Origin of the sequence: Polynucleobacter necessarius (genome assembly GCF_900095195.1) — a bacterium.
In the GTDB taxonomy this organism is placed as follows: Bacteria; Pseudomonadota; Gammaproteobacteria; order Burkholderiales; family Burkholderiaceae; genus Polynucleobacter; species Polynucleobacter necessarius_G.
Map to the genome: position 1 here is coordinate 1,315,008 of NZ_LT606950.1, position 22,585 is coordinate 1,337,592.

The window sequence follows — 22,585 nt, forward strand, 5'->3', positions numbered from 1 at the left end:
GAATGGGCATTAAGAATCTAAAAGCCTTGCCCATTCAATATAGCGCTCTACTGAAATATCTTGGGCTCTTGCTTTAAGCTCATCATCCGTTAATTTCAACCGATCTGCAAAAGCCTGAAGGTTCGTGCGCAACATTTTTCTTCTCTGAGAAAAGGCTGCCGCTACCAATTGCTCTAATGCACTCCATTGCGGCTTGGTTAAATCAAAATACTTTTTTGGAATCATTCGCACTACTGCCGAATTTACCTTGGGTGCTGGCTCAAAGGCCTCAGGCGGCACTTCCAAAACGAGCTCCATGTCATAACGCGCTTGGAGCATCACTGAAAGTCTGCTGAAGTCCGAGCTTCCAGCCTGGGCCACTAATCTTTCAACCACCTCTGCTTGCAGCATAAATACCTGCTCATCAATATCTGCTGCGGCAGTCATTAAATGAAAAAGTAATGGTGAAGAAATGTTGTAAGGTAAGTTTCCAACCACCTTACATAATCCTATTTTGGATTTCCGATCTCGAGCCCATGATTGAAAATCAAACTTGAGCGCATTACCCTCAATAATGGTCAGTCCGATTAAATTTTCATGTTGCCAATATGACACCAGATCGCGATCAATCTCCAGAAGATCAAGCTGACTAAGGCCACTTAGCAAAGGTCTTGTTAATGCCCCCAGTCCCGGACCAATTTCAATCACATGCATATCTGGATTAGGATTGATCAAGGAAATAATTGAATAAATGATGCCCTGATCTTGTAAAAAATTTTGTCCAAAACGTTTTCTAGCCCGATGCATAAATTAGGCAGCCTTTTTTTGAAGCGCCCATTGATATGCTAGACATATTGCCTCGAACATTGATCCCGAATCTGCAGCCCCTTTACCAGCAATATCTAAGGCAGTGCCGTGATCTACTGAAGTACGAATAATGGGCAATCCTAGAGTCACGTTAACACCACCGCCAAACGTCGCAAACTTAAATGGCGCTAGACCTTGGTCGTGATACATCGCAATATAAGCATCCACCATATCCAAAGAGGCCGCATCAAACATCCTATCGCCAGGGTAGGGGCCATGCACATGGATTCTAAGCACTCTGGCAGACTTAATTGCTGGAGCAATAATATCAATCTCCTCCCTGCCCAAATAACCAGACTCTCCCGCATGAGGGTTTAGACCTGCCATACGAATGACAGGATTCAAAATACCAAATTTATTACGTAAATCACTGTGCACTATCTGAATGGTATCCAGGAGATACTTCTGAGTTAGCGTGGCAGAAGCTGCTTTTAAGGGAACATGGGTAGTCGCTAAGGCAACTCGCAATTGTCTTGGCGCCCGCAAGCCTAAAGCACCCTTTTGTAAGATTGCGCATAACATCATCACAACGTGCCTCACATGACAACGTTCAGCCAAATATTCGGTATGCCCAGTAAATGGAATATCGGCTATGTTCAAAATGCTCTTTCGGACAGGTGCCGTGACCATGGCATCAAAACGCTTGCTCAAACAACCATCAATCGCTTGATTCAAAGTACTAATAACGTATTGCGCATTTTTCTCATTGAGAAGTCCAACCTGATTAGGAGCCTGCAATGGAATTTCTTGGATTTGTAGTCGATCAGATAAAAAATGTTAATTCTTATCCACCGCCCTGAGTAAAGAGGGGTCGCCAATCAAGGTAATGGCTACTCCAGACTGCTCCGCCAGGAACCGTTGTGCAGCAACTACCGACACCTCAAGACCAACACCAGCAGGCTCGCCGGTAGTAATCGCTAAACTAACGAGGGGCGCTTGTAGCTGCATCATCCACATTCAAGATTTTGACAGTAGCAGTATCCCTTAATTCACGCAACCAATCTTGATAAGTCTGCTCAAATTTTCTTTCCCGAATTCTAGCTTTTGCAAACTCTCGCTGCTTCTCAACAGTCAACTGAGCTTCACGACGCTCAAGAACCTGAATCAAATGCCAACCAAATTCGGTTTTAACAGGATTGCTAACCTCGCCAATTTGCAAACGATTCATGGCTTGCTCAAATTCTGGAACTAGATCACCAGGCCCCATCCAACCAAGACTACCGCCATTAGATGCAGATCCATCTTCAGAATACTTTTTCGCAAGCTCACCAAAGTCAGCAGTCTTTGCGCGCACTTGATCACGATAGCCAGCAAGCCGACGCTCAGCATCCTGATCAGTCAAGCCTGCTCGATTGCGCAACAAGATATGCCGTGCCATGGTTTGAGTTATAGGAATATTTTGTGGTGTTGATGGGGTAGCTTCTTGTAAAGCTGCCTGAGATTGAGAGGCAGGCGCTACAACCGCCGCACGACGATCCATTACCTTTAGGACATGGTAGCCGGCAGGGCTCTTTACTACAGCATTGGCAACTTGACCGCCACCAGTATTGCGAATAGCATCATAAAATATTTGCGGCAACCGATCTGGAGTGCGATAACCTAAATCCTGAAATTTAATTTTTGGATTATCTTTTGCTGCAAGCGCCCCAAGCTGTAAAAAATCAGCATCTCCTTTGGCATCTCGCAGTAATTTGTCCGCCTGTCTCTTGGCCTCCGCTTGAGCACCAGCACCTCCTTCGGCAGGGATAAAAATTTGAGCCACATCGATCTCCTCAATCTCCCCCTTGGCAGCAGGAGTTGAACGAGTTGCGCCAACACCACTCAAAGATCGATTTCTTTCTGTAATGAAGTTATCAATTTCTGCATCAGAAATTTTAATCTTAGCCCCCACCTCACGCTCACGATAACGACTAACAGCTATATCGTCTCGCAGCATTTGCTTATATCTTTCAAAAGAAGTGCCAGATGAGACCACTTTCTCTTTAAACTCCGCATAGGTAAGTTTGTTTTTAGCAGCGATATCACTAATAATTTTTTCAAGCTCTTTATTGGTGACCGTTAAACCTTCCTGCTCTGCGTTTTGCAGCTGAATTTTCTCAATAATCAAACGTTCAAGAATAATTTTTCTCAAAGAGGCATCGTCAGGTATTTTAGTTCCCTGCTTTTTCACTGCAGCAATTCGATCATCAATTTCTTTGCGAGTGACATAACCTGTATTGACTACTGCCGCTATCCCATCAATGTTGCGGACTTTACTATCCAAAACCGTTCCCGATTTTGCGACATCTTGGGCGTTTACAAAATTTGCGAAGACAGCGATAACCACCCAGAAAATGGTGCAAACAAACGACTTCAAATCAAATCTACAAAACATCATTGATAGTTCTCATAAATGGAAGGGGGAATCGGTTCTGAGGTTGGCAAATACCCAGGAACATTTAACTTCATGATATCAACTGGATTACTTCCGGCACTAGCAAAACCCCTAAATTCAATCTGAAAAAGCACCTGGGTAGTTGTAATAATGGAGGTATTAACTGCTTGTGTATAAGCCCCTCGAAAAGTCCAGCAATCTCGAGTCCACTCCAAGCCCACTAGGGTATTTAATGTTCTAGTTGTCAATGCATCATAACCCCAGCGCCCAAGTAATGAAACCTCTCGGGTCAATGGCCATTGACCGGATATGTTGTATTGGTCAGTAGTGGTAGCAGAGGGGGTATAAGTTTGATTATTTTGAGCTGATGCTTGAATTGGGGGTGACCAAACATTACGGTATCCAAAATTCAAACTTCTTCCTGGTGTGGGGCGCCAACTTGCTCCTACAGTTGTCTGCACAAAGCGATTTAATTGTGTGTTGTACTGCCCAAACATATCAGCACTAAAGTTACCTAGCAATCGAACAGAAGCGGAGCCCAAAGTATCCGAATAGGTCGTTGGGCTAACAATGTTTCCATTAAGCCCAACCTTCTGCCCCGTAAATTGCTGTTTTTGGGCCAATGTCACATTAGCACGTTCCGCACCAGTATTCGCCTCAATCATGCGACTAGTTAGGCCCAAGGTCGCAGCATTAGTGTCAGCAACACGATCATTACCAATAAAAGTATTGGCAGTAAAAATTTGTGAAACGCCAAAACCAGCATCAGCAGTATCAAAGATCGGCGTATTTGCCTGACTTTGGTATGGCGTGAACGCATAAAATGCTCTGGGCTCCATCGTCAGCAACATGTCTCGCCCAAAAAATCCTTTTAACTCAGAAACATCTCTCTCAAAAGCCATCCCAGAATCCAGACTAAATGTCGGAATCATAAAGCCCTGAGCCACTGGTACGCTTCCCGAAACATAAGGTGTTGCATTGTAAGTATTCGACTGAAAGCTAACTGTTGGCGTAATGTAATATCCGGGTGTAATTTGTGGCAGAGATAAGGCGCCCTTGACTACTGTTCTGTCTGCTTGCGTATAGGCCCCAGGAGGCGGCGCATTGAAGTTGCTACCTAAGGCATAAGCAAAATGTGTGTAATCCGTGGAGAACGTTGTCTTTAACCCCGTAGGTAAAGCCAAATATTTACCACTAGCATCTGAAACAACTGGACTTAACTGACTGTTATATGCGGCAGTTATATTTGGCAAGATATTATATGGCGCTTGGACTAAATTATTCGGATCTGGTTGTAATGTTTGGAAATTGGCAACTTTTGCTCCCACCACCCAATTACTTAATTCGCCAGTTAGCTGTATGGCTGTACCAGCCTCTTGTCGAAATTGACTGGTTACTTGGCCTGCAATATTTTGCGAAAAATTCGTGGGATAGAGACTGTCCGATACACGTGCCATATTGACATAACCACTCCACGAGCCAGGCAATGGCACCCCACCAGGACCTACCCCACCAGTAAATATTTGGCGTTGCTGCCAATCGTACTTCCATCGATTCGTGCCAGTTTGCTCGTCGTAGGGCAAATACTCGCCCGTTGCAACACCAGAATATTCCCTTTCTAAGAAACGATAAGAAGCTCCCAACATAAAACCGCGATGGTTCATTTCACGCGGCAATAAAAGCAAATCGCGATTGGGCGCAATATTGACATAATATGAAACGGTAACATCTAAACCGTTGTTAGAGTTAGAGCCAACAACTGGAGCCAATAAACCTGTTCTACGCTTCCCCGATGTAGGCGCAGTGAAATATGGCACATATGCAATAGGCACATCAAAGAAACGCATTACACCGTGAGTGCCCACTATTTCTTTTTGCTCGTTATCAATCTCCAAGCTGCTTGCCGCGAAATACCAGTCCATGTTCTCTGGAGTACAGGTTGTGTATATGGCCTTATCAAATATGAAAATATCGGAGTTTTCAACCGTTAATTTTTTAGCTGAGCCATTTCCACGTGTATCGCGCAACTCATAAGTCGGGGTCTCCATAAAGCCTTCACGTGCATCTACCTTGAATTGTCCTTTTGGCCCTTTAAAAATCGTATTGCCTTTTGACAGTTCTGCATTACCAAGTAAATCAGCAATATCAGTATCGGGGTTGTATGTAATTTCATCAGCTTTCAGAACGGCGCCATTGCGACGAATTTGTGCTCGCCCCTTAAGGTGCATATCTCGATCAACGACACCATCGATTACATCGCTTGAGATAAAAATGAGAGCATCGCCATCAGCTATCGGTTTGCCTACCCGCAATTGATCGTCAAGCTTGAGAACAGTGACATTGCCTCGGTCAGGCAGTAATGTGAAATTTTGCGTTGCCTGGGAAACTGGAGGAGGAGCTGCAGGCGCTTGAGCACTTGCCTCGAGCGCCACTGGAAACACTGCCACCCCCATCAGTAAGCGCAGGGTTACGACCAAAAAAAGAGGGGCGCGAAAGCCGGCGCGACGGCGATAATGACTCATGGATCCAGACCCGCTTATTATACTAACCGACCATGACTGACTCTCGCTTAAATACCCTCCGCAACTGGCTAAAAGGCCTCCAGCCTAACTGGCAATTAGACCTAGATACATTAACCCCGGCATCGGCAGATGCTAGCTTTCGACGTTATTTCCGCATTCAGTCAAAAACCCCCATTTTTGGCACCTTCATCATCATGGATGCGCCACCCCAACATGAGCCATTAAACGCCTTCATTCAGGTCGATTTACTGCTCTCAAAGGCCGGCTTGAATGTCCCCAAAATTTTAGAACAGAATATTGCCGAAGGTTTTCTTTTGTTGAATGATCTTGGCAATGAAACTTACCTTACAAAACTAAACGCTGAAACTGCAGCTCATCTGTATCAGGATGCGACACATGCATTAATTCAAATGCAGCTAGCTAGCAAGCCAGATGTTTTACCAAATTATGATGCAGCCCTTTTACAACGGGAGCTAGATTTATTCCCAGAGTGGTACTTACAGAAACATCTCGGTATCGAATTAACTGGTGTGCAACAAAAACAACTGAATGATTCATTTGCGCTGATTATTGAAAATAATTTAGCGCAGACAAAGGTGTATGTACACCGCGACTACCACTCGCGAAATCTCATGGTGACAAAAGAAAATAATCCAGGTGTTTTGGATTTTCAAGATGCAGTGTATGGTCCGATTACCTATGACGCCGCCTCGTTATGGCGCGATGCCTACACCGCGTGGCCAGAAGAAAAGGTGATTGATTGGATGGTTAAATTCTGGGAGCAAGGCCGCAAAGCGGGTCTTACAATGCCCGAGGATTTTGGACAGTTCTATCGTGACTTTGAATGGATGGGCTTACAGCGTCACCTTAAAGTTCTTGGAATTTTTGCCAGATTATTTCACCGTGATGATAAAGATGGTTATTTAAAAGATATTCCCTTAGTTTTGGAATATGCCATTGCAACCGCAAATCGTTATATAGAACTTAAGCCGCTCGCCAGAATCTTAGAGTCAACTCGCGACGATAAAGTCAGCTAGACGTATGCCATGATCCAAACAAAATACCTTCCATGTCTTTTGTTGGCTGCCGGTAGAGGTGGGCGCATGCGTCCACTAACAGACCATGTGCCAAAACCTCTCCTCACCATCAACCATAAATCTTTATTGGCTTGGCACTTAGAAGCGCTATCAAAGTCAGGCATCAATCACGTGGTTATTAACCACGCATGGCTTGGCTCCAAAATTGAGAGTGCGCTTGGATCTGGCGAACAATTTGGTCTAAAAATTGCCTACTCCCCCGAAGAGACTGCCCTAGAGACTGCTGGCGGAATCGCGATAGCGCTATCCATTCTGCAACCGCACGATTACTTTTTGGTCATTAATGGTGATGTGTTTAGCCCCAACTTGCCAATAGAAAAAATTTTAATTACCGCATCAACGCTTGAAAAGAGCGTCAACCAACTTCTAGCGCATTTGTTCATGGTGCCAAACCCTATTCAATATCCCGAAGGAGATTTTTATCTTCAGGACGGCCTAATCCACCCGGATGATCCCGGGGGTGCAGAAAGGCTTACTTTTTCAGGGATCGGCATCTATCACAAGGATCTTTTTCAGGATTTAACGGTTGGATTACCCGCCAAATTAGCCCCATTACTAAGAGAGGCTATGAAGTTAAATAAAGTGTCTGGTGAAAAATATCTGGGACCGTGGCACGATGTAGGGACGCCGCAACGCTTATTAGAGCTCAACGCAGTCTATGAATAAAAACGATATCTATCAACTTCGCAGAAATGCGTTAGCAAAACAAATTTCTAATAAAACGGGTGGGGGTATTGCTGTTCTTGCAACCGCTCCAGAGCTAGCACGTAATCACGATAGCGACTTTCCATATCGTCATGACAGTGATTTTTTCTACCTCACTGGATTTGATGAGTCGGGGGCCACTTTAGTGATGAATGTTATCGCCGACGGCAACGATTATGTTTTGGAGTCGCATTTATTTTGCAGGCCTAAAGACCTTGAACGCGAAATCTGGGATGGCATTCGCTTAGGTCCAGAAGCTGCGCCTGAGGCATTAGGCGTCGAGTTCGCTCACAGCAATCACGACCTTGATCAAAAGCTCGTTGAATTATTGGCCGATCAAAATGCAGTTTATATTCGACTTGCCGAAAGCGCTGAAGCTGATCGACGCATTCGTCATTGGATGAAACAAGTTCGCGGTCAGGCTCGAAGTGGGATCAACCCTCCAACTGAATTTCAGGATATTGAAACGCTGATTCATGAAATGCGTTTATTTAAAGACGCTCATGAAATCGATATCATGCGCCGAGCAGCTGTAATCTCAGCGCGCGCCCATATACGCGCGATGCAGATTTGTAAGCCCGGTATGCGCGAATATCAACTTGAAGCAGAATTACTACACGAGTTCCGGAATAGCGGCGCACAAAGCGTGGCATATAACAGCATTGTTGCGGGCGGTGCAAATGCTTGCATTTTGCATTATCGATCTGGTGCTACGGAGTTGCGTAGTGGTGAACTTTGTTTAATTGACGCAGGTTGCGAACTAGATGGTTATGCCTCCGACATCACCCGCACATTCCCAGTTAATGGAAAATTTACTGGGCCACAGCGTGCGCTATATGACATAACGCAAGCCGCACAAGAAGCAGCTATTGCGGCTACCAAACCCAGCAACACTTTTATGCAACCGCATGACGCCGCCCTCAAGGTACTAACTCAAGGATTGTTGGATGAAAAACTCCTAAAACTCACTGAAGTGGGATCCTTGGATAACGCCATTGAGACTGGCGCTTATCGTCGTTTTTATATGCATCGCACTTCACACTGGCTTGGTATGGATGTTCATGACGTGGGCTCTTATCGCGAAACAGCTACAACTGCATCAGCAGTGTCAGCAGAAAAACCATGGCGTATTCTCACAAGCGGCATGGTAATCACCATCGAGCCAGGTCTTTATGTTAGACCTTCAGATGACATTGATGAAGCATTTTGGAATATTGGTATCCGCATTGAAGATGATGCGCTTATTAATGACGTGGGGTGTGAACTTCTTTCGCGCGGTGCACCCGTTAAAGCGGATGAAATCGAAGCACTCATGAGAGATAGCAAGTAAATCATGAGTCTTGGGAATTGCGATATCTTGATTCAAGGCGGTGGCCCTGTAGGTCTTGCGTGTGCTTCCTGGATTTTGCAGCGATTTCCGGAAGCAAAGCTGACCTTACTCGATCGAAACCCAGTTGAAGACGCCGATCTAATAAATGCAGACAGTAGAGGCATTGCATTATCATACGGTAGCAAGCTTTTGTTAGACACAATTCATGCGTGGCCAGCAGACTGTGCTGATATTCATCGTGTACATGTATCGCAAGCTGGTCTGTTTGGGCGTGCACTGATGACCCGTGAAGAACTTCAGCAAGAAGCGCTGGGCCACATCATTCGCTATCGTGATATTCACGTTGCTTTACGACAAGCCCTGAGAGATATCCAAAGTAAGAGTCCGAATTTTAATTGGCAACACATTACCGGCAACGCTCCAGAACCTCTTCCGAATGCCAAATGCATCGTACATGCTGAAGGGGGGCTCTTCAAAAAACAAGATTGGGTCGAATCTGGCAGAGACTATGGGCAATCCGCCCTAGTGGGCCTAGTTGAAGTCGATAGAGCTGAGCCACATCAGGCTTGGGAACGTTTTACTGCTGAAGGCCCTCTAGCGGTCTTACCCAGTCACTATGGAATCAATATTCTTAATCTCGTCTGGTGCGGATCGCCTGGGTCTTCTCAACAACGCTTACAACTCAATGGGGAAGATTTTTTAAAAGCTTTGCAAACAGAATTTGGTAATCGCATTGGGCGCTTTCTAAAAATTCAGGATCGCCGTTTATATGAACTTGGCCTGAACTATCGCAAAAAAATAAACCAAGATCATGAAGTTTGGATTGGCAATGCCGCACAAACCTTACACCCCGTTGCAGGGCAAGGTTTGAATTTAGGTTTGCGTGATGCCTATTTATTGGCAGAAAAATTGGCCAATATTTTTTCTGGGGCATCCAACGAACAGACAGCGGCCAATATTCAAAATACTCTCGAAAGCTACGCTAAAAGTCGCAAGGCAGATAGAGCAACAACGATAGGCCTTACAGACCTGATGGCTAGAGTCTTTACCTCCAATCTAGCGCCAGTGATCCTCGCACGTGGATTTGCTTTCTTGGCTCTTCAGTGGCTTCCGCCTATGAAAACAGCCCTTGCTCGCCAGATGATGTTCGGTAGGCGCTAAGGATCTTTAAAAGCCCTCGAAATTCAACCATTTTCAGTTTGATCCCAATTAGGCATTTTGCCTAAAAAATAGGCAGATTAAGTCTCGAATGTGCTAAAGTTTCATGCTTTCCGCCTAATACAAAAACAAAACACCTTAAAAGCATAAATCTCCATTCCATGAAAATTGGTAGCCACTCCTTTGCAAACAGGCTATTTGTAGCCCCCATGGCTGAGGTAACGGATCGACCATTTAGGCAGCTTTGCAAGAAGCTTGGCGCTAGATATGCGGTCTCTGAAATGGTGGCCTCGAATGCTTTACTGTGGAAAAGCGAAAAGACTCAACGTCGCGCAAATCATATCGGCGAATTCAAACCGATTGCCGTCCAAATTGCAGGTGCGGACCCAAAAATGATGGGCGCTGCAGCAAAAATCAACGTTGATCATGGTGCGCAAATCATTGTATCAATATGGGTTCCCAGCCAAAAAAGTTTGTAACGTGGCTGCGGGTTCTGCATTACTTCGTGACGAGCCCCTTGTTCAACAAATTTTGGAAGCGGTTGTAAATGCTGTCGGTGTTGGACCAGATGCTGTGCCCGTCACTTTAAAAATTCGTACTGGCTGGGATCGCGAACATAAAAACGCCATTGAGATTGCCCAACTCGCAGAAAACTCAGACATCTCTATGCTGACTGTTCATGACCGAACTCGAGCTGATCTTTATCATGGTGAGGCAGAATATGAAACGATTACCGCGGTAAAGAGTAGTGTCAACATTCCAGTGGTTGCTAATGGCGACATTAATAGCCCAGAAAAAGCACAGTTTGTTTTAGACACTACTGGAGCGTATGCCATCATGATTAGTCGCGCAGCCCAAGGCCGGCAGTACTACTTAGAGACCGGCAAAAAGCTCCCGATTCTGCAAATTCATGAAATTCAAACCATCATGAATGAACACCTTTTAGACCACTATGCTTTTTACGGCGAGTACATTGGCCTGCGCACAGCGCGTAAACACATTGGCTGGTACTGCAATGGGTTACGTAATTCGCATATATTTCGCCAACAGATGAATACAGCAGATGATTGCAAAACGCAGTTGCAAATGGCGAATGACTACTTTGATGAAATGAAGTCGCATTCTGACCGACTCGTATTTTTAGAAGCGGCATAACTAATAACCATTCACCGCCATTATTTATTTTTTAATTATTCGCATTTAGGATTTACCAATCTTTATGAACAATAAGCACCCCATCACCGAATGCATTGAAACACAACTCCAACATTACCTTGATGATCTCAAGGGCACTCCCCCGAGTGATGTCTACCAAATGGTTTTGTCGGTAGTAGAAAAGCCCATGCTGGAACTGGTAATGCGACATGCCAAACATAATCAATCATTGGCGGCTCAATTTTTAGGCATCAATCGAAATACCTTACATAAAAAACCGGTCGAACACCAACTACTCAAGTAGACGCAAAGTTAACGTAACCATATTCTTTTATTGGTCATTTATTCATTTAACCTTTCGAAATTTTTTATGATCCGTACAGCACTTCTCTCCGTCTCAGATAAAAATGGCATCGTACCGTTTGCCAAAGCTCTACATACACAGGGCATCAAACTGATTTCTACTGGTGGCACAGCAAAACTATTGGCCGAGAACAATTTGCCAGTAGTAGAGGTTTCCTCTTTAACAAAATTTCCTGAGATGCTAGATGGTCGCGTCAAAACACTCCATCCAATGGTTCATGGTGGCTTGTTGGCCCGTCGAAACTTCCCCGATCATATGGCGGCCCTTAAAGAACATGGCATCGACACCATCGATATGCTCGTCATCAATCTTTACCCATTCAACGAGACTGTCGCCAAAGAAAAATGTTCATTCGAAGATGCTGTTGAAAATATTGATATTGGTGGCCCAGCTATGTTGCGTGCAGCAGCGAAAAACCATCAAGATGTCACTGTCCTCATTTCGCCAGAAGATTTCGCTCCCGTTTTGATAGAAATGAAAGCTAATAACAACACGGTTTCTTATAAAACGAGTCTTGCTTTAGCTAAAAAAGTTTTCGCCTATACGGCTCAATACGATGGCGCGATTGCCAACTATCTCTCATCACTGGGTGATGATCTTGACCATCAAGCGCGCTCAATCTACCCACAAACGCTGCATTTTGCTTTTGAAAAAGTACAAGAAATGCGTTATGGAGAGAATCCGCATCAATCAGCGGCATTCTATAAGGACATCTACCCTATAGATGGTGCACTTGCTAATTACAAGCAACTACAGGGAAAAGAACTCTCTTACAACAATATTGCCGATGCTGACTCAGCATGGGAATGTGTGAAAAGCTTTACTGGCGATACTGGTGGCGCCGCTGCTTGCGTCATCATCAAGCACGCCAATCCATGTGGTGTCGCTGTCGGCGCTACTGCACTCGAGGCTTACCAAAAAGCATTTAAGACTGATCCTAGCTCTGCCTTTGGCGGCATTATTGCCCTCAATATTTCATGCGATGGCGCTGCTGCTCAAGAAATCTCTAAACAGTTCGTTGAGATATTAATTGCTCCAAGCTTTAGCGAAGAGGCAAAAGCCATTTTTGCTGCCAAACAAAATGTTCGCCTCTTAGAAATTCCGCTAGGTAATGCCTTTAATACTTTTGACTTTAAACGCGTTGGTGGCGGTTTGCTAGTTCAATCACCTGATGCAAAAAATGTTTTACAAAGTGAAATGCGCGTAGTAAGTCAGCGTCAACCGACCCCCAGTGAAATGAATGACATGATGTTTGCTTGGCGTGTTGCTAAATTTGTTAAATCCAATGCCATTGTTTATTGCGCTAACGGCATGACACTTGGCATTGGTGCAGGCCAAATGAGCCGCGTTGACTCTGCCCACATGGCAAGCATCAAAGCGGAAAACGCTGGGTTAAGTCTTCAGGGTTCGGCCGTAGCGAGCGATGCATTCTTTCCGTTCCGCGATGGCTTAGATGTCGTGGTTAATGGTGGCGCAAGTTGCGCTATTCAGCCTGGCGGAAGTATGCGGGACGATGAAATTATTGCAGCAGCCAATGAACATGGTATTGCCATGATCTTTACTGGCACCCGCCACTTCCGTCATTAAACAATTCATTAAAAGACGACCCCCATAACTCATGCGCTGGATTGGAATTGACCCTGGCTTACGGACAACGGGTTTTGGCATCATCGATGTTGATGGCCAAAAACTGACTTACGTAGCTTCTGGAACCATTGAGAGCGGTGATCCTGCCAATGGCTTGCCAGAGCGCTTAGGTACTCTCTATGCGGGGGTTAAAGAAGTTTTGGAAACCTACCATCCTACCTCGGCTGCAATCGAAGAGGTTTTTCTGAACGTCAATCCAAGATCTACGCTGATGCTAGGGCAAGCAAGGGGCGCTGTCATCGCCGCACTTGTTTCAGAAAGACTACCAGTTGCCGAATACAGCGCTCTACGCGTGAAGCAAGCCATCGTAGGCACTGGTAGAGCCGCTAAACCGCAAGTACAAGAAATGGTGAAACGCTTATTACGCCTAAGTCGCGCTCCAGGGGCTGACGCCTCTGATGCTCTCGGCGTTGCGATCTGCGCGGCACACCACGCTCAAATTCCAAAATCAATAAGCTCTGCACTGGCCACCAAGAAACCTCGGAAGTAAAAAACGGCGTGACAGGTTAAGATCACTACATGATAGGTCGCATTCAAGGAATTCTCATCTCCGTTCATCCGCCACGCCTCTTGGTCGATTGCCAAGGTATTGGCTATGAAGTGGACGTGCCAATGAGCACCTTGTATCAACTGCCTCAAGCAGGGCAAAAAATCACCTTGCTGACGCACTTTCAAGTCCGAGAAGATGCTCAACAGCTCTTTGGATTTGCCACCGAGACTGAACGTGAAGCATTCAAGCAACTCATCAAAATTAGTGGCGTTGGCTCTAGAACAGCTTTAGCGGTGCTCTCAGGAATGGGCGTCAATGAACTGGCTCAAGCTATTACCCTTCAAGAGGCAGGTCGCCTTACCCAAGTACCTGGTATTGGTAAAAAAACGGCTGAACGACTTTGCTTGGAGCTTAAGGGCAAGCTTGCCCCCGATCTTGGAATGGCTCCAGGAAACGCCCATGCGCCCGATACCAATAGCGAAGTTTTGCAAGCACTCTTGTCTCTTGGTTATTCCGAGAAAGAAGCGCTCTTGGCATTGAAGCAAATTCCGCCTGACACCCCGGTATCCGATGGTATCCGCTTGGGATTAAAGTATTTATCCAAGGTTTAACTCGCCAAACCGAATAAACTAACAGTATGGCAATTCACACAGATGATCTAAGCTCCATTCCCGAGGATTTACCAGAGGGAAAGGATCGTATTGTCAGTGGCGCCGCAGGAAATGTAGAGGCTATTTTTGAAAAGGCCCTGCGCCCAAAACAGTTAGATGAATACGTTGGCCAAAGCAAAGCTCGAGCCCAATTAGAAATCTTTATCAGCGCCACTAGAGCTCGACAAGAGGCGCTTGATCATGTGCTGTTATTTGGCCCTCCTGGGCTCGGCAAGACTACACTGGCTCACATTATTGCGAGAGAGTTGGGCGTCAATTTGCGCCAAACCAGCGGTCCTGTATTAGATAGACCTGGAGACTTGGCGGCATTACTCACGAACCTAGAGGCAAACGATGTTCTCTTTATTGATGAGATTCATCGGCTATCACCAGTCGTAGAAGAAATTCTGTACCCCGCCCTAGAGGATTACTGCTTGGATATCATGATTGGTGAAGGCCCTGCAGCCCGTAGTGTCAAGATTGATCTCAAACCCTTCACCTTAATTGGCGCTACTACGCGCGCTGGCATGCTGACCAACCCTTTGCGCGATCGTTTTGGAATTGTGGCTAGGCTGGAGTTTTATACCACTGAAGAGCTCACCAAAATCATCAACCGATCCGCAGGCTTACTCAAAGCGAATATTGATCCCGAGGGATCTACCGAGATCGCCAAGCGTGCGCGCGGAACACCTCGTATTGCGAATCGATTATTACGTCGTGTTCGAGACTACGCTGAAGTAAAGAGTACTGGAACAATCACCAAAGCGATGGCGGATGCCGCCCTAAAGATGCTAGATGTAGATCCGAGTGGCTTTGATGTGATGGACAGAAAACTGCTGGAAGCCATCCTACACAAGTTTGATGGTGGCCCAGTGGGTATTGATAACCTGACTGCTGCGATTGGTGAAGAACGCGATACCATTGAGGATGTCTTAGAGCCTTACCTAATTCAACAAGGCTATCTACAGAGAACCTCCAGGGGAAGAGTCGCTACACGCCAAGCCTATGAGCACTTTGGCCTTACTCCGCCAAGCAGCTCAGGTAGCTTAGGCTTAGATATTTAAGCTAAAAAATGAATTAGCTAAGCGTGACCTTAGCAAACTTCCGTTTACCAACTTGCACAACATAGGTTCCAGATTCGATCTTCGCTTGCTTATCGGAAATAGTGACGCCGTCGACCTTCACGCCATTTTGCTCAATATTACGTACCGCCTCAGATGTAGATGGCGCTAAGCCAGCAGACTTCAAAAGCGTTGCAATGCCTATAGGCGCCCCAGATAAATTCACCCCTGGAATATCATCTGGAACACCACCTTTAGCACGGTGATTAAAGTCTTTTAAAGCCTTCTCTGCCGCTGCTTGAGAATGAAAACGTGCGACGATCTCTTGCGCAAGAAGTACTTTGCAGTCTTTTGGATTACGTCTTGCAGCAACTTCTTGCTTCATGAGATCAATTTCAGACAATGGTCTAAAAGACAGCAGCATGAAGTAATCCCACATTAAATCATCCGAGATACTGAGCAACTTGCCAAACATCTCTCCGGCGGGCTCGCTGATGCCAATGTAGTTTCCTTTGGACTTACTCATTTTCTCAACGCCATCAAGACCTACCAGCAAGGGCATAGTCAAAATACATTGGGGCTCTTGACCGTATTCACGCTGTAGCTCGCGACTCACTAGAAGGTTAAACTTTTGATCAGTGCCGCCAAGCTCTAAATCGCTCTTCAGAGCAACCGAGTCATAACCTTGCATCAGCGGATACAAAAACTCATGAATTGAGATCGGCACACCATTGCGATAGCGCTTAGTAAAATCATCACGCTCCAACATGCGCGCGACGGTGTGTTTAGCGGCCAACTGAATTATGCCCCTTGCACCCAAAGGATCACACCACTCGCTGTTGTAACGCACTTCAGTTTTTGCGGGATCGAGAACCATACTCGCTTGACGATAGTAAGTTTCCGCATTCATGGCAATTTCTTCTGCGGTTAATGGGGGACGAGTAGCATTGCGACCAGATGGGTCACCAATCATGCTCGTAAAGTCACCAATCAAGAAAATTACGGTATGGCCCAAATCTTGTAATTGACGTAACTTATTTAAGACAACGGTATGACCCAAATGAATATCCGGCGCAGTAGGGTCTAAACCTAACTTAATCCGCAATGGAGTCTTCGTTGCTTGGCTACGAGCCAGTTTTTGGACCCAGTCTGCCTCAACCAATAACTCATCGCAGCCACGCTTAGTTACTTCAAGCGCTGCAAAAACTTCGGGCGTTAAGGGATATTTTTGTTCTACTTGAGCCGTCATGCTGATTTGGTTAATGGTTTCAGTTAAATTAGTATCTATATTGCTAAAGCATAATTGTCGCATCACCGAGAGTGCAACCCAAAAGCCAATGACCAAACCGGATTCCCTATACATCGGACTAATGTCAGGAACCAGTCTAGATGGGATAGATGCTGTTCTAGCAAAAATTGGGTCTGAGGGCGAAGCCAGTGCAATAACAGCGCATAGCACCCCCTTTGCACCCGAGCTGCGTAAAGCCCTTTTTGAGCTACAGAGCCCTAGAGAAAACGAGCTACATCGCGAGAAACAAGCTGGTAATGCTTTAGCTCTTGCCTATGCGGCTGCTGTTAAAGAGCTACTCAATAAGGCAGGGATACAATCTGCAGAAATTACCGCCATAGGCGCCCATGGCCAGACCATTCGCCATCAACCCGATTTTGGTGAGCTAGCCTATACGCATCAGACCCTCAATCCAGCGCTGTTGGCAGAAAAAACAGGTATTGATGTCATCGCCGATTTCCGAAGTCGCGATCTCGCAGCGGGTGGTCATGGCGCACCCCTCGTGCCAGCATTTCATGCGCAACAATTTCGGTCATCTGAAAATCTTGCCATTCTCAATCTTGGCGGAATTGCCAACCTAACACTTCTTCCAAAAAACGGTGAGGTCACTGGTTTTGATTATGGGCCAGGAAATATGCTGATGGATGCTTGGATATTTGAGCATCAAGGGAATGCTTTCGATAAAAATGGAAATTGGGCAAACCAGGGAAATGTCATTCCAGCACTTCTTGAAAAACTATTGGCAGATCCTTTTTTCTCAAAATCACCGCCTAAAAGCACTGGCCGAGATGATTTTCATCTTGGCTGGCTACAAGAAAGACTAGGCAAAGAAAATTACCCATTAGAAGATGTACAAGCCACACTACTGGATTTAACTGCACAATCGGCAATAGAAGCTCTAACTCGACACGCCCCGCAAACCCAGAAGTTGATTGTGTGCGGCGGCGGCGCCCGCAATACCGCCTTAATGTCTTCACTAAAATTGAAGGGTGAGGAATTATTCAAACACCCTTTAGAAATAATCACTAGCGATGCTGCAGGAATCGATCCACAACTCGTAGAAGGCTTAGCCTTTGCTTGGCTCGCTTGGGCGTATCAACAAAAACGGCCGGCAAATTTGCCGGCCGTTACAGGAGCAAAGGGACCTAGAATCCTAGGTGCTTGCTATCCCGCTTAATTTGCTTTAACCGCTCTTAAGCGGAAAAAGAGGAACCACAACCACAAGTAGTGGTTGCATTTGGGTTCTTAATTACAAACTGAGATCCGTTGATGTCTTCTTTGTAATCAATCTCAGCACCAACCAAATATTGGAAGCTCATTGAGTCAACGAGTAGAGTGACGCCGTTCTTTCCAAACTGAGTGTCATCTTCGTTTACTGCTTCATCAAATGTGAAGCCATACTGAAATCCAGAGCAACCACCACCTTGGACAAAGACACGCAACTTCAACTCTGGATTGCCTTCTTTTGCAATCAAGTCAGCCACTTTTGCTGCGGCGGCATCTGTAAACACCAATGGGGTTGGTGATTCAGCCAATTCAGTCATGATTTACTCCCAATTCAAAGCCAATGTCTTATTTTAGGCTTTTAATGCCTAAATTGCTGAAGGGGTGTAGATTCATACCCACACAAGCATTAAGGCGATACAGCAATCTGGGTAAGACCCGTGGTTTCGGGTAATCCGAACATCAAATTCATACACTGCACACCCTGACCAGAGGCACCTTTTACCAAGTTGTCCTCTACAACCAAAATCACCAAGGTATCGCCACCACCAGGCCGGTGAATTGCAATCCGAATACCGTTACTACCCCGCACTGATCGGGTTTCTGGGTGGCTACCTGCAGGCATCACATCAACGAATGGCTCATTTTGATAAAAGTCTTCATAAAGCTTTTGATAATCCACCTCTTTACCAGCCTCAGTCAGACGCACATATAGGGTTGAATGAATTCCTCTCACCATTGGCGTGAGATGCGGCACAAAGGTCAAACCAATCCGATCATGGCCAGCGATCGCTTTCAAGCCCTGCACGATTTCAGGAAGATGGCGGTGGCCCTTAACACCATAGGCTTTGAAGTTATCGCTTGCCTCCGAGAGGAGGGTGCCAATTTCTGCTTTACGGCCTGCACCAGAAGTACCCGATTTCGAATCCGAAATAATATGTTCACCATCAATGAGTTGTTTTCCACCGGTTGACTTTGGTGACAGCAATGGTGCAAGCCCGAGCTGAACTGATGTGGGATAGCATCCCGCTAAACCAACAACGCGGGCCCTCTTAATTTGTTCGCGATTAATTTCCGCTAAGCCATAAACCGCTTCAGCCAAAATATCTGGGCAGCTATGCTCCATGCCATACCACTTGGCAAGCTCTTTTACATCCTTCAAACGGAAGTCTGCAGCTAAGTCCAAAATCTTGACATTGTTTGCAAGCAACTCCTTGGCTTGCGCCATTGCTACACCATGGGGAGTGGCAAAGAACACTACGTCGCATTCATTAAACTTGGCTTCATCTGGAGTAGTAAATTTCAGATCAACCCGACCACGCAATGAAGGAAACATCTCGGCTACTGGCATACCTGCTTCTGTACGGGAAGTGATGGCAACGATCTTGACCCCCGGATGTTGCGACAATAAACGCAACAATTCCACTCCGGTGTAGCCTGTGCCGCCAACTATGCCAACTTTAATCATGTCTTTCTCCAAGATACCGACTGCGAGAAGTTTTATTCAAACTTGATAACCATATTGTAGAAACAAAAAGGGCCGCTTGCGCGACCCTTTCGATAAAACAACAGCGACTGAAAGAATTAGCGCTTGCTGAACTGCTTGCGACGACGTGCGCCGTGCAGACCAACCTTTTTACGCTCAACTTCACGAGCATCGCGAGTCACAAAACCTGCTTTAGACAGAGTTGACTTCAAAGCATTGTCGTAGTCGATCAAAGCACGAGTCACGCCGTGACGTACAGCACCAGCTTGGCCAGTCTCACCGCCACCAGAAACGTTTACCTTGATATCAAAGGTCGTCAGGTGGGATGTCAGAGCCAAAGGCTGACGCGCGATCATGCGCGATGTTTCACGAGCAAAATATGCATCGATGGGCTTACCGTTGACAGTAATTTCGCCTTTGCCAGATTTAATAAAGACGCGCGCAACAGAACTCTTGCGGCGACCAGTACCGTAATTCCAATTTCCGTAATTAATAGCCATTTGGTTTCCTTAAATCTCTAACGCTTTTGGCTGTTGAGCCGCATGCGGATGATTAGCGTCGCCATAGACTTTTAATTTTTTAATCATGGCATAGCCGAGTGGGCCTTTTGGCAACATACCTTTCACAGCCTTCTCCAAAGCGCGACCTGGGAAACGGTCTTGCATTTTGCCAAAGTTTGTCTCGGAAATACCACCTGGGTATCCGCTGTGACGGTAATACATTTTGTTCAAGCCTTTTGTGCCTGTAACACGCAGCTTAGAAGAATTGATCACGACGATAAAGTCGCCAGTGTCAACGTGTGGTGTGAATTCAGGCTTATGCTTGCCGCGTAGACGGTGTGCCACTTCACTGGCGACACGACCGAGGACTTTGTCCGTAGCGTCAATCACGAACCATTTACGCTTTACCTCATGGGATTTTGCGGAAAAAGTTTTCATGATTTCTCAAATTGTTATGGTCAAAAAAAATTACTCCAACTAAATCACGTCCACTTTGGCCCTGCTTATGCTTGCAAGCTCGCAGATTCTGCAATCGAATTGGTACAACAAATTACCGCTGACCGGCTCGGTAATTCAGTAAAGCCTCGAATTGTAACCTAAAAAACCCAGGAACGAGTCCTGGGCTGGAATCCACCTATGTTTGGGTGGAGGAGACACTGGGAGGCAAGTACAAGTCTTATACAAGACTGACTGCCGATATGGTTATTCTACACAGGAGCCAATACCAAAACAAGAAAATTGACCAAAATCAATTTTTTTATGTTGCTATGCAACAACTAGAATTGGTTGAGAATTGGTAAACTATTGAAAATATTGATTAATTTAGTAAATTAGGGATCACTAATATATGGAATGTCGAGTATCTTTGTTAGGTAATGGTGGCATGGCCTTTTCAGCAGAAACAGGCAGTGGCCACCTGATCAACATGGATGGAGCCCCTGAGGCGGGTCAGGAACCTCGCTCCTAGGCCCATGGAGCTATTATTGGCTGGCGCTGGGGGATGCTTGCATTCGATGTGGTTTTGATCCTACAAAGGACGCGACAGGCTGTTTCTGCCTGCGATGTATCCCCTACAAGCGGAAAGAGCAACGGAAGACCCCAAGGTCTTTACAAAGATTCATTTGCATTTCACGGTCAAAGAAAAAGATCTCGACCAGGCAAAAGTTGATCGCGCTGTAAAGCTATCCCATGACAAGTATTGTTCGGCCACCGCCATGCTAGCTAAAACCGCAGAGCTGACTTATGGCGTGGAAGTCATTTCAGAATAAGTGCAGAGTCAATCGATAAGCCGGATTCTGTCGCCTAGATTCGCATCTAGGGGCAATCATTCCTCTAGGCCGTTAGTTACCTAACGGCTCAAGCTCCCTACCCGCAGACTCAGCGGGACGCCTCATAGTCTGCATACTTGGGATTGCTCCAGGTGGGAGGTTACCGCGTTTCACCGTAACTAAATACGCTCGTCTCTGTGGCCCTATTCCTCACGTCACCGTGGATGGCCGTTAGCCATCACCCTACCCTATGGAGTCCGGACTTTCCTCCCCCTCGATAAAGAGGCGGCGATTGCCTAATTGACTCTGCGCCTGCAGTCTAACGCAGTCGGAGCAAATTGGCTTGTAAAAAGAGTTTGGGTTAGCTCAAGGACCAAGCAATTGTTTCGCCTGCTCGCAACGGAACGATGGTGGCATCGCCAAATGGCTGTTCACTGGGTATGTTTTGTGCTTTTTTAGTGAGTGTAATTTTTTTTGTATTACGGGGTAAAGAATAAAAATCGGGTCCATAAAAACTGGCAAAAGTTTCTAGGCGATTTAGTTTGCCAACGCTGTCAAATGCTTCGGCGTATAAACCTAGCGCATTAAATGCGCTGTAGCAACCTGCGCAACCACGGGCAGATTCTTTTGCGCCTTTTGCATGGGGCGCACTATCAGTACCCAAGAAGAAACGCAGATTACCGCTCGTGGCTACTTCCAGCAACGCAATACGATGCTCCTCACGTTTTAATACTGGCAAGCAGTAATTGTGTGGACGAATGCCGCCAGCAAAAATAGCATTGCGATTCATTAGCAAATGCTGCGGAGTGATTGTAGCCGCAATAGTATTTTTTCCACTAGTTGAGGCATCACGAACATACTGCGCTGCTTGCTTAGTAGTAATGTGCTCGAAAACAATTTTGAGCTCAGGAAAATCTTTACGCAAAGGCTCGAGAACTTGATCGATAAAGACTGCCTCCCGATCAAAAATATCCACATCGGGATGAGTAACTTCGCCATGCACCAAGAGCGGCATCCCAACCTGTTGCATTACCTCAAGAACCTGATAGCAGCGTTTAATATCGTTAACGCCAGCGTCACTATTGGTTGTGGCACCTGCGGGATACAACTTCAATGCAGCAATACCTTCCGCTTTAGCTCTTTGTATCTCATCTGCCAAAGTGTTATCTGTCAGGTAGAGCGTCATGAGAGGCGTAAAACCATTAATTCCTAAAGACTTTAGGTTGGATTCAATACGAGCTTGGTAGGCTTTTGCTAAATCAACTGTCGTTACTGGTGGATTCAGATTTGGCATGATGATCGCGCGGGCAAATTGACGTGCGGTATCACCCAATGCATCTCGCATCACGTCCCCATCACGAATATGTAAATGCCAATCATCTGGCTGAATGAGTTCAATTTGAGTTTGGCTGTTTGACAT

General features: G+C 45.9%; 19 protein-coding genes, 1 other RNA gene and 3 pseudogenes. 12 read left to right on the forward strand and 11 right to left on the reverse strand.

All coding sequences use genetic code 11. From position 1 onward, the window contains the following. Positions 1-9: 9 nt before the first annotated feature. The 4 genes and pseudogenes from rsmA to BQ1619_RS07320 form a co-directional block, all read right to left on the reverse strand. On the reverse strand, positions 10-786 hold the full coding sequence (gene rsmA, locus BQ1619_RS07305) for a 16S rRNA (adenine(1518)-N(6)/adenine(1519)-N(6))-dimethyltransferase RsmA (protein ID WP_114663157.1): 777 nt from the start codon (positions 784-786) through the stop codon (positions 10-12). Between the two features lie 3 nt (positions 787-789). Beyond that, positions 790-1,794 (reverse strand): annotated as a pseudogene (pdxA, locus tag BQ1619_RS07310) (4-hydroxythreonine-4-phosphate dehydrogenase PdxA). After that, the gene (locus BQ1619_RS07315; RefSeq protein WP_231968590.1) at positions 1,769-3,223 is read right to left on the reverse strand and encodes a peptidylprolyl isomerase; all 1,455 of its coding nucleotides are present in this window, start codon (positions 3,221-3,223) and stop codon (positions 1,769-1,771) included. Before BQ1619_RS07315 ends, pdxA begins: the two are co-directional and overlap by 26 nt. Beyond that, the gene (locus BQ1619_RS07320) at positions 3,220-5,742 is read right to left on the reverse strand and encodes an LPS-assembly protein LptD (RefSeq protein WP_114663159.1); all 2,523 of its coding nucleotides are present in this window, start codon (positions 5,740-5,742) and stop codon (positions 3,220-3,222) included. Before BQ1619_RS07320 ends, BQ1619_RS07315 begins: the two co-directional genes overlap by 4 nt. Positions 5,743-5,774: 32 nt before the next feature. On the opposite strand from BQ1619_RS07320, the gene BQ1619_RS07325 reads away from it, so the two are divergent. The 10 genes and pseudogenes from BQ1619_RS07325 to ruvB all read left to right on the forward strand — a co-directional run bounded on the left by BQ1619_RS07325 (position 5,775) and on the right by ruvB (position 15,402). Continuing rightward, a complete protein-coding gene (locus BQ1619_RS07325) occupies positions 5,775-6,779 on the forward strand; it encodes an aminoglycoside phosphotransferase family protein (protein ID WP_114663160.1) in 1,005 nt (334 codons plus the stop codon). Positions 6,780-6,788: 9 nt separating this feature from the next. Continuing rightward, positions 6,789-7,505: an N-acetylmuramate alpha-1-phosphate uridylyltransferase MurU gene (gene murU, locus BQ1619_RS07330; RefSeq protein WP_114663161.1), complete on the forward strand. Its 717-nt coding sequence runs from the start codon at positions 6,789-6,791 to the stop codon at positions 7,503-7,505. Continuing rightward, positions 7,498-8,874 (forward strand): aminopeptidase P N-terminal domain-containing protein, encoded by a 1,377-nt coding sequence (locus tag BQ1619_RS07335; RefSeq protein ID WP_114663163.1) that lies wholly within the window; start codon positions 7,498-7,500, stop codon positions 8,872-8,874. The genes murU and BQ1619_RS07335 overlap by 8 nt, the downstream gene beginning before the upstream one ends. Before the next feature lie 3 nt (positions 8,875-8,877). Next, positions 8,878-10,035: an FAD-dependent monooxygenase gene (locus tag BQ1619_RS07340; RefSeq protein WP_114663164.1), complete on the forward strand. Its 1,158-nt coding sequence runs from the start codon at positions 8,878-8,880 to the stop codon at positions 10,033-10,035. 158 nt (positions 10,036-10,193) lie between these two features. Beyond that, positions 10,194-11,187: pseudogene (gene dusB / locus BQ1619_RS07345) on the forward strand (tRNA dihydrouridine synthase DusB). 64 nt (positions 11,188-11,251) lie between these two features. Continuing rightward, positions 11,252-11,491 (forward strand): helix-turn-helix domain-containing protein, encoded by a 240-nt coding sequence (locus BQ1619_RS07350; protein ID WP_114663165.1) that lies wholly within the window; start codon positions 11,252-11,254, stop codon positions 11,489-11,491. Positions 11,492-11,557: 66 nt separating this feature from the next. Continuing rightward, positions 11,558-13,138: a bifunctional phosphoribosylaminoimidazolecarboxamide formyltransferase/IMP cyclohydrolase gene (purH, locus tag BQ1619_RS07355; RefSeq protein WP_114663166.1), complete on the forward strand. Its 1,581-nt coding sequence runs from the start codon at positions 11,558-11,560 to the stop codon at positions 13,136-13,138. A 31-nt stretch (positions 13,139-13,169) separates the two neighbouring features. Continuing rightward, positions 13,170-13,688: a crossover junction endodeoxyribonuclease RuvC gene (gene ruvC / locus BQ1619_RS07360; RefSeq protein ID WP_114663167.1), complete on the forward strand. Its 519-nt coding sequence runs from the start codon at positions 13,170-13,172 to the stop codon at positions 13,686-13,688. A 29-nt stretch (positions 13,689-13,717) separates the two neighbouring features. Continuing rightward, positions 13,718-14,299 (forward strand): Holliday junction branch migration protein RuvA, encoded by a 582-nt coding sequence (gene ruvA / locus BQ1619_RS07365; RefSeq protein WP_114663168.1) that lies wholly within the window; start codon positions 13,718-13,720, stop codon positions 14,297-14,299. 26 nt (positions 14,300-14,325) lie between these two features. Continuing rightward, positions 14,326-15,402: a Holliday junction branch migration DNA helicase RuvB gene (gene ruvB / locus BQ1619_RS07370; RefSeq protein WP_114663169.1), complete on the forward strand. Its 1,077-nt coding sequence runs from the start codon at positions 14,326-14,328 to the stop codon at positions 15,400-15,402. A gap of 13 nt (positions 15,403-15,415) precedes the next feature. Here the strand turns inward: ruvB and tyrS are convergent, their stop codons facing one another. Next, positions 15,416-16,648: a tyrosine--tRNA ligase gene (gene tyrS / locus BQ1619_RS07375; protein ID WP_114663170.1), complete on the reverse strand. Its 1,233-nt coding sequence runs from the start codon at positions 16,646-16,648 to the stop codon at positions 15,416-15,418. Positions 16,649-16,736: 88 nt separating this feature from the next. Between tyrS and BQ1619_RS07380 the strand changes: the two genes are divergently transcribed. Beyond that, positions 16,737-17,864 carry an anhydro-N-acetylmuramic acid kinase gene (locus BQ1619_RS07380; protein ID WP_114663579.1) on the forward strand — a complete coding sequence of 376 codons (1,128 nt, stop codon included), beginning with the start codon at positions 16,737-16,739 and terminating at the stop codon, positions 17,862-17,864. 16 nt (positions 17,865-17,880) lie between these two features. On the opposite strand, the gene erpA is transcribed toward BQ1619_RS07380, so the two are convergent. The 4 genes from erpA to rplM all read right to left on the reverse strand — a co-directional run bounded on the left by erpA (position 17,881) and on the right by rplM (position 20,335). Further along, a complete protein-coding gene (erpA, locus tag BQ1619_RS07385; RefSeq protein ID WP_114663171.1) occupies positions 17,881-18,231 on the reverse strand; it encodes an iron-sulfur cluster insertion protein ErpA in 351 nt (116 codons plus the stop codon). An 89-nt stretch (positions 18,232-18,320) separates the two neighbouring features. Further along, the gene (argC, locus tag BQ1619_RS07390; RefSeq protein WP_114663173.1) at positions 18,321-19,379 is read right to left on the reverse strand and encodes an N-acetyl-gamma-glutamyl-phosphate reductase; all 1,059 of its coding nucleotides are present in this window, start codon (positions 19,377-19,379) and stop codon (positions 18,321-18,323) included. Between the two features lie 116 nt (positions 19,380-19,495). Further along, positions 19,496-19,897, reverse strand: a complete 402-nt coding sequence (rpsI, locus tag BQ1619_RS07395) for a 30S ribosomal protein S9 (RefSeq protein ID WP_114663175.1) — start codon at positions 19,895-19,897, stop codon at positions 19,496-19,498. Positions 19,898-19,906: 9 nt separating this feature from the next. Next, positions 19,907-20,335, reverse strand: a complete 429-nt coding sequence (gene rplM, locus BQ1619_RS07400; protein WP_114663177.1) for a 50S ribosomal protein L13 — start codon at positions 20,333-20,335, stop codon at positions 19,907-19,909. Between the two features lie 409 nt (positions 20,336-20,744). Here rplM and BQ1619_RS07405 point away from each other — a divergent pair. Continuing rightward, positions 20,745-21,165: pseudogene (locus BQ1619_RS07405) on the forward strand (OsmC family protein). On the opposite strand, the gene rnpB reads toward BQ1619_RS07405, so the two are convergent. After that, positions 21,166-21,473: RNase P RNA component class A (rnpB, locus tag BQ1619_RS07410), an RNA gene on the reverse strand. Between the two features lie 53 nt (positions 21,474-21,526). Beyond that, positions 21,527-22,585, reverse strand: a complete 1,059-nt coding sequence (gene pyrC / locus BQ1619_RS07415; protein WP_114663178.1) for a dihydroorotase — start codon at positions 22,583-22,585, stop codon at positions 21,527-21,529.

Coding starts and splice junctions, on each gene's coding strand:
- rsmA (WP_114663157.1), bottom strand. CDS start 786: ATGCATCGGGCTAGAAAACGTTTTGGACAAAATTTTTTACAAGATCAG.
- BQ1619_RS07315 (WP_231968590.1), bottom strand. CDS start 3,223: ATGATGTTTTGTAGATTTGATTTGAAGTCGTTTGTTTGCACCATTTTC.
- BQ1619_RS07320 (WP_114663159.1), bottom strand. CDS start 5,742: ATGAGTCATTATCGCCGTCGCGCCGGCTTTCGCGCCCCTCTTTTTTTG.
- BQ1619_RS07325 (WP_114663160.1), top strand. CDS start 5,775: ATGACTGACTCTCGCTTAAATACCCTCCGCAACTGGCTAAAAGGCCTC.
- murU (WP_114663161.1), top strand. CDS start 6,789: ATGATCCAAACAAAATACCTTCCATGTCTTTTGTTGGCTGCCGGTAGA.
- BQ1619_RS07335 (WP_114663163.1), top strand. CDS start 7,498: ATGAATAAAAACGATATCTATCAACTTCGCAGAAATGCGTTAGCAAAA.
- BQ1619_RS07340 (WP_114663164.1), top strand. CDS start 8,878: ATGAGTCTTGGGAATTGCGATATCTTGATTCAAGGCGGTGGCCCTGTA.
- BQ1619_RS07350 (WP_114663165.1), top strand. CDS start 11,252: ATGAACAATAAGCACCCCATCACCGAATGCATTGAAACACAACTCCAA.
- purH (WP_114663166.1), top strand. CDS start 11,558: ATGATCCGTACAGCACTTCTCTCCGTCTCAGATAAAAATGGCATCGTA.
- ruvC (WP_114663167.1), top strand. CDS start 13,170: ATGCGCTGGATTGGAATTGACCCTGGCTTACGGACAACGGGTTTTGGC.
- ruvA (WP_114663168.1), top strand. CDS start 13,718: ATGATAGGTCGCATTCAAGGAATTCTCATCTCCGTTCATCCGCCACGC.
- ruvB (WP_114663169.1), top strand. CDS start 14,326: ATGGCAATTCACACAGATGATCTAAGCTCCATTCCCGAGGATTTACCA.
- tyrS (WP_114663170.1), bottom strand. CDS start 16,648: ATGACGGCTCAAGTAGAACAAAAATATCCCTTAACGCCCGAAGTTTTT.
- BQ1619_RS07380 (WP_114663579.1), top strand. CDS start 16,737: ATGACCAAACCGGATTCCCTATACATCGGACTAATGTCAGGAACCAGT.
- erpA (WP_114663171.1), bottom strand. CDS start 18,231: ATGACTGAATTGGCTGAATCACCAACCCCATTGGTGTTTACAGATGCC.
- argC (WP_114663173.1), bottom strand. CDS start 19,379: ATGATTAAAGTTGGCATAGTTGGCGGCACAGGCTACACCGGAGTGGAA.
- rpsI (WP_114663175.1), bottom strand. CDS start 19,897: ATGGCTATTAATTACGGAAATTGGAATTACGGTACTGGTCGCCGCAAG.
- rplM (WP_114663177.1), bottom strand. CDS start 20,335: ATGAAAACTTTTTCCGCAAAATCCCATGAGGTAAAGCGTAAATGGTTC.
- pyrC (WP_114663178.1), bottom strand. CDS start 22,585: ATGTCAAACAGCCAAACTCAAATTGAACTCATTCAGCCAGATGATTGG.